Here is a 6,150-nt window from a genome sequence, read left to right on the forward strand (position 1 = left end):
GTATCCGGGGCGCGGTGCGTGGCAGCGGCGGGACGGGCGGCCGTTCGGTACGCGCTTGTTCGGTACGCGTCTCTGCCGTACGTGCCTCTCCCGTACGTACCTCTCCGGTGGCCGGCTCCTCGGGGGCCGGATCCGGGCTCGGCCTCCCGGCCACGGACTCCACGGCAGGCTTCGGTGACTCCGCCGACGTGGACGTGGCAGGCGGGACCGGTGCTGCTGGTGTGTCAGGTGTGCCGGGTGGTGTCGTGGGGCGGGGTGGTACATCGGCGCGCCGCGCTTCTGTGCTCATCCGCCCCCCTGCGCTGTCCGGTCCGGCTCTCCGGTACGCGGCTCGTCGTACCTGCCCGGTCGGAGGCAGAACGACGCCGTACGTCACCACGCGCGGCGGCCCCGTTCATCGCCCGCGTGCGGTCACTCTACGGGTTCGCGCCATGGGCTCGCGCGGGCCCGGCCGGAACAGATACGCAGGCCGGGGAGGATCTGCCCTGATCGTCCCTCTACCGAGTGGTAATCATGTCTGGCAAGCTCGCTCCATGACACCGCGCGCCACCGACCGGGCCCGGTACGACCGGGCCACCACCCATCTCGACGCCCCGCTCGCCGTCGTGGATCTCGAAGCGTTCGACGCCAACGCCGACGATCTGGTCCGACGGGCGGCCGGGAAACCGATCCGGGTGGCGAGCAAATCCGTACGCTGCCGAAGCCTGCTGGAGCGGGTCCTCGCCCGGGACGGCTTCGCCGGGATCATGTCGTTCACCCTCGACGAGTCGCTGTGGCTGGCGCGTTCCGGTTTCGAGGACATCCTGCTGGCCTATCCCTCGGTGGACCGGGCCGGTTACGCGGAGCTGGCGGCCGATCCCAAGCTCGCCGCGGCCATCACGGTGATGATCGACGACCCGGCGCACCTGGAGCTGATCGACGCGGCCCGCGACGGCGGCGGCGAGGAGATCCGCGTCTGTCTCGAAATGGACACGTCGCTGCGGCTGTTCGGCGGCCGCGTACGCTTCGGCGCCCTGCGCTCACCGCTGCGCGAGCCCGCCCAGCTCGCCGAGATCGCGCGGTCCGTCGAACGGCGGCCCGGTTTCCGGCTGGCCGGGCTGATGGCGTACGAGGGCCATGTGGCCGGTGTCGGGGACTCACTGGCCGGGCGTCCGCTGCGCTCGGGCATGATCCGGCTGATGCAGTCGACGGCCCGCAAGGAGCTGGCGGAGCGGCGCGGGGCCGTGGTGCGCGCGGTCAGGACCGTGGTGCCCGATCTGGAGTTCGTCAACGGCGGCGGTACGGGCAGCGTCCAGCACACGGCCGCCGAGGACGCGGTGACGGAGATCGCCGCCGGTTCGGGGCTCTACACGCCACGGCTGTTCGACAACTACACGTCGTTCACCGCCCGTCCGGCCGCACTCTTCGCGCATCCCGTGGTGCGCCGGCCGGGTGTCGGCGTGGTGACGGTGCTCGGCGGCGGTTATCCGGCGTCGGGCGCGCCGGGCGCGGACCGGCTGCCCGTTCCGTATCTGCCCGAGGGGCTGCGCTACGACAAGCAGGAGGGCCCCGGCGAGGTGCAGACCCCGCTGCTGGGCTCCGCCGCCGACGACCTGCTGATCGGCGACAAGGTGTGGTTCCGGCACGCCAAGGCCGGTGAGCTGTGCGAGCGGTTCGCCGCGCTGCACCTGATCGAGGGCGACCGGGTGACGGCGACGGTGCCGACGTACCGGGGCGAGGGCCGGACGTTTCTGTGAGCGGTGTCCGGGCGGCGGCGGCTTTCTCTGCCTGTCCCGCCCGGACTCGGCCCAGCTATACGGGAGTTACGTAGGCTCCCGCGATTCCGCCGTCGACCAGGAAATCGGTCGCGTTGACGAACGACGAGTCGTCGCTCGCGAGGAAGGCGACAGCGGCGGCGATCTCGTGCGCCTCGGCGAACCGGCCGACCGGGATGTGCACCAGCCGGCGGGCCGCCCGCTCGGGGTCCTTCGCGAACAGCTCCTGGAGCAGCGGGGTGTTGACCGGCCCCGGGCACAGGGCGTTGACCCGGATGCCCTCGCGGGCGAACTGCACTCCGAGTTCGCGGGACATCGCGAGCACACCGCCCTTGGAGGCGGTGTACGAGATCTGCGACGTCGCCGCGCCCATCCGGGCGACGAACGACGCCGTGTTGATGATCGATCCCTTGCCCTGGCTGCGCATATAGGGAATGGCCGCCTTGCAGCAGAGGTACACCGAGGTGAGGTTGACCTCCTGGACCCGCCGCCAGGCGTCGAGGCCGGTGGTGAGGATCGAGTCGTCGTCGGGCGGTGAGATGCCCGCGTTGTTGAAGGCGATGTCGACGCTGCCGTAGGTGTCGTACGCCGTCTTGAACAGCGCCTCGACCTGGTCGGCGTCGGTGACGTCGACGCGTACGAAGGTCCCGCCGACCTCCTCGGCGGCCGCGCTGCCCGTCGTCGTTTCGATGTCGCCGCAGACGATGTGCGCGCCCTCGGAGGCGAGCCGCCGCGCGGTGGCGAGGCCGATGCCGCTGGCGGCTCCGGTGATGACGGCCGTACGGCCTTCGAGCCGGCGGCAGATGGGGCTGTCGGACATGGTGCTCAGGCCTCCGTGCTGATGAAGACGTTCTTGGTCTCGGTGAAAGCAACGAGCGAGTCGGGGCCGAGTTCGCGGCCGAGTCCGGACTGTTTGTAGCCGCCGAAGGGTGTCCCGTAGCGGACGGCGCTGTGTGAGTTGACGGAGAGGTTCCCGGCGGCGACGGCGCGCGAGACCCGCAGGGCGCGGCCGACGTCCCTGGTCCAGATGGACCCGGCGAGGCCGTACTCGGTGGCGTTGGCGAGCCGTACGGCGTCGGCCTCGTCGTCGAACGGCAGCACGACGGCGACGGGTCCGAAGACCTCCTCGGTGGCGACCGGCGAGTCGGCGGGGGCGTCGGTGATGACGGTCGGCGGGAACCAGAAGCCGCCGCCGGACGGCGCGTTGCCCCGGATCGCGGTGGCCTCCGTGGGCATGTAGCCCTCCACACGCTTCAGTTGGGCCGCCGAGATCAGCGGACCCATCTCGGTCCGCTCGTCGGCGGGGTCGCCGACGACGACCGACTCGACGGCGGGGGCGAGGAGTTCGAGGAACCGGTCGTACGCAGCGCGCTGGACGAGGATGCGGGTACGGGCGCAGCAGTCCTGCCCGGCGTTGTCGAGGAACGCCATCGGCGCGGTGGCCGCCGCCTGTTCGAGGTCGGCGTCGGCGAAGACGATGTTGGGGCTCTTGCCGCCGAGTTCGAGGGTCACCCGCTTCACCAGGGAGGCGGACTTCGCCATGATCTGCTTCCCGACCCGGGTGGAGCCGGTGAACACGATCTTCGCGACGCCGGAGTGCTCGACCAGCGCGTCGCCGGTGACGGCGCCCGCGCCGGGCAGCACCTGGAAGAGGTGCTCGGGAAGGCCTGCCTCCAGGGCGAGTTCGGCCAGCCGCAGCGCCGTGAGCGGGGTGGTCTCGGCGGGTTTGAGGAGGACCGCGTTCCCGGCGGCGAGTGCGGGCGCTGTGCCCCAGCCGGCGATCGGCATCGGGAAGTTCCAGGGCGCGATGACGCCGATGACGCCGAGCGGTTCGAGGAAGGTGATGTCGATGCCGCCGGCGACGGGGATCTGCCGGCCGCTGAGGCGTTCCACTCCCCCGGCCGCGTAGTTCAGCAGGTCGCGGACGTTGCCCGCCTCCCAGCGGGCGTTGCCGATGGTGTGTCCGGCCTCGCGGACCTCGGTCGCGGCGAGCTCCTCCGTATGCGCGTCGACGGCGGAGGCGAAGCGGCGCAGCAGCCTGGCGCGGTCGGCGGGGGGGGCGGCGGCCCAGCCGCGCTGGGCCTTCGCCGCGCGCCGTACGGCGACGTCGACCTCGTCCCTGGTGGTCGCGGCGACGGTGGCGATCCGCTCGGCGGTGGCGGGGTTGAGTACGTGGTGTTCGGTGGGTTCCAGATCGTGCACGGCGTTCCTCAATGGCGTTCGAAGGAGCGGCGCAGCTCCCAGTCGGTCACGGCCGCGTCGAAGGCCTTCACCTCGACGCGCGCCATGTTGCCGTAGTGCGCGACGACCTCGTCACCGAAGGCGGCGCGGGCGATGGGGCTGTTCTCCCAGATCTCGGCGGCCTCGCGCAGGCTGGTGGGGACGTGCGCGTAGTCGCCCGTATAGGCGTTGCCCGTGCACTCCTCGGGCAGCTCCAGCTCGTTCTCGATGCCGTGAAGACCGGCGGCGACCAGGCCGGAGAGCGCGAGGTACGGGTTGACGTCGCCGCCGGGGAGGCGGTTCTCGAAGCGCAGCGAGGGGCCGTGGCCGACGACGCGCAGCGCGCAGGTGCGGTTGTCGTACCCCCAGGCGACGGCGGTGGGCGCGAAGGAGCCGGGCTGGAAGCGCTTGTACGAGTTGATGTTCGGCGCGTAGAGCAGCGAGAAGTCGCGCAGCGCGGCGAGCTGGCCAGCGAGGAAGTGCCGCATGACGGCCGACATCCCGCCGGGTCCTTCGCCGGCCATCACGCTGTGGCCCCGCTCGTCCTGGAGCGAGAGATGGATGTGGCAGGAGTTGCCCTCGCGCTCGTTGAACTTGGCCATGAAGGTGAGGGAGGCGCCTTCCTGGGCGGCGATCTCCTTGGCGCCGGTCTTGTAGACGGCGTGCTGGTCGCAGGTGACGAGCGCTTCGGCGTACTTGAAGCCGATCTCGTTCTGGCCGGGGTTGCACTCGCCCTTGACCGACTCGACGGTCAGTCCCGCGCCGGCCATCTCGTTACGGATACGGCGCAGCAGCGGCTCGTTGCGTCCGGTGCCGAGGACGGAGTAGTCGATGTTGTACTGGTTGGCGGGGGTCAGACCCCGGTAGCCGGCGTCCCAGGCCTGCTCGAACGTGTCCTTGAAGAGGATGAATTCGAGCTCGGTGGCCGCGTGCGCGGTGAATCCGTGTCCGGCGAGGCGCTCCAGTTGGCCGCGCAGGATCTGCCGGGGCGCGGCGACGACGGGCGAGCCGTCGTTCCAGGCGAGGTCGGCGACGAGGAACGCGGTGCCCTCGTTCCAGGGCAGCCGGCGCAGTGTGGTGAGGTCGGGGTGCATGGCGAAGTCGCCGTAACCCCGCTCCCAGGAGGACATCTCGTATCCGTCGACGGTGTTCATCTCGGTGTCGACGGCGAGGAGGTAGTTGCAGCCTTCCGTGCCGTGCTCCAGGACATCTTCCAGGAAGAACGGCGCGGCGAACCGCTTGCCCTGGAGCCGGCCCTGCATGTCGGGGAAGGCCAGGACGACCGTGTCGATCTCGCCGCTCGCCACCAGGGCGCGCAGCTCGTCGACGCTGAGCGGGGGTGTGCGGTCTGCCACGGGGTGCTCCTCCTTCGGTCGGCCGGAAGCCATCCGGAAGCCATAAGGTATTCCTGTGGACCATTGCTTGGGAAGGGGAAACGGCGGCGTGGTGGAGAGATTCGATCCCCCGGACCGGCTGACTCCCGTGCTGCGTCCGGTGCGCGCGGGCAACGGTTTCGAGGAGGCGCTCGAACAGATCCTCCAGGTGCTGCGGCTCGGCCTGGTGGCCGGCGGCGAGCGGCTGCCCGCCGAGCGCGACCTCGCCGACCGGCTGCGGATCAGCCGGGTCACGCTGCGCGAGGTGCTCAAGGTGCTCACCGATCAGGGCCTGGTGGAGAGCCGGCGCGGGCGGTACGGCGGGACCTTCGTACGGCCCAGGCCGGACACCCCGGCCCGGGGCGCCGGGCGGGAGTTGCGGCGGCGCGTCGAGGCCGTGGACATCGAGGACATCCTGCGCTTCCGTGAGGTGCTGGAGGTCGGCGCCGCCGGGCTGTGCGCGGCGCACGGGCTGACCGGCGAGCAGCGGGACGCGCTGCGCGCCTCCCTCGCTGCGACGCATGACGCGCCGCTGCCGGAGTACCGCAGGCTCGACACACTGCTGCATCTCACGCTCGCCGGCCTGTCGGGATCGGCGACGCTGGCGGCGCAGTACGCGGCGGTCCGGGCGACCGTGAACGACCTGCTGGACTGCATCCCGCTGCTCGTAAGGAACTTGGAGCACTCGCAGGCGCAGCACACCGCGCTGGTCGAGGCGGTGCTCGACGGGGACGCCGACGGCGCGCGCGAGGTGATGCGCGAGCACTGCGGGGGTACGGCGGCGCTGTTGCGCGGCTTTCTCG

The 6,150-nt window shown here is 71.3% G+C and carries 5 protein-coding genes; 2 read left to right on the top strand and 3 right to left on the bottom strand.

Annotation, left to right across the window (positions count from 1 at the left end; all coding sequences use genetic code 11):
• Positions 1-533 precede the first annotated feature (533 nt).
• A complete protein-coding gene (locus QR77_RS06005; RefSeq protein ID WP_040020116.1) occupies positions 534-1,736 on the top strand; it encodes an amino acid deaminase/aldolase in 1,203 nt (400 codons plus the stop codon).
• Positions 1,737-1,791: 55 nt separating this feature from the next.
• Here the strand turns inward: QR77_RS06005 and QR77_RS06010 are convergent, their stop codons facing one another.
• The 3 genes from QR77_RS06010 to QR77_RS06020 are packed head-to-tail and all read right to left on the bottom strand — an operon-like array spanning position 1,792 to position 5,329.
• The gene (locus tag QR77_RS06010) at positions 1,792-2,574 is read right to left on the bottom strand and encodes a 3-oxoacyl-ACP reductase (RefSeq protein ID WP_040020117.1); all 783 of its coding nucleotides are present in this window, start codon (positions 2,572-2,574) and stop codon (positions 1,792-1,794) included.
• A 5-nt stretch (positions 2,575-2,579) separates the two neighbouring features.
• Positions 2,580-3,956, bottom strand: coding sequence for an aldehyde dehydrogenase family protein (locus QR77_RS06015; RefSeq protein WP_236710546.1), 1,377 nt, complete (start codon positions 3,954-3,956; stop codon positions 2,580-2,582).
• A gap of 8 nt (positions 3,957-3,964) precedes the next feature.
• On the bottom strand, positions 3,965-5,329 hold the full coding sequence (locus QR77_RS06020) for a glutamine synthetase family protein (protein WP_040027380.1): 1,365 nt from the start codon (positions 5,327-5,329) through the stop codon (positions 3,965-3,967).
• An 88-nt stretch (positions 5,330-5,417) separates the two neighbouring features.
• On the opposite strand from QR77_RS06020, the gene QR77_RS06025 reads away from it, so the two are divergent.
• The coding region (locus QR77_RS06025; protein WP_040020118.1) for an FCD domain-containing protein at positions 5,418-6,150 on the top strand (733 nt) is incomplete at its 3' end.

This window comes from Streptomyces sp. 150FB (assembly GCF_000818195.1).
Taxonomy (GTDB): Bacteria; Actinomycetota; Actinomycetes; order Streptomycetales; family Streptomycetaceae; genus Streptomyces.

What these genes read in the sequence shown, in the direction of transcription:
- QR77_RS06005 (WP_040020116.1), top strand. Translation starts at nt 534, where the DNA reads ATGACACCGCGCGCCACCGACCGGGCCCGGTACGACCGGGCCACCACC.
- QR77_RS06010 (WP_040020117.1), bottom strand. Translation starts at nt 2,574, where the DNA reads ATGTCCGACAGCCCCATCTGCCGCCGGCTCGAAGGCCGTACGGCCGTC.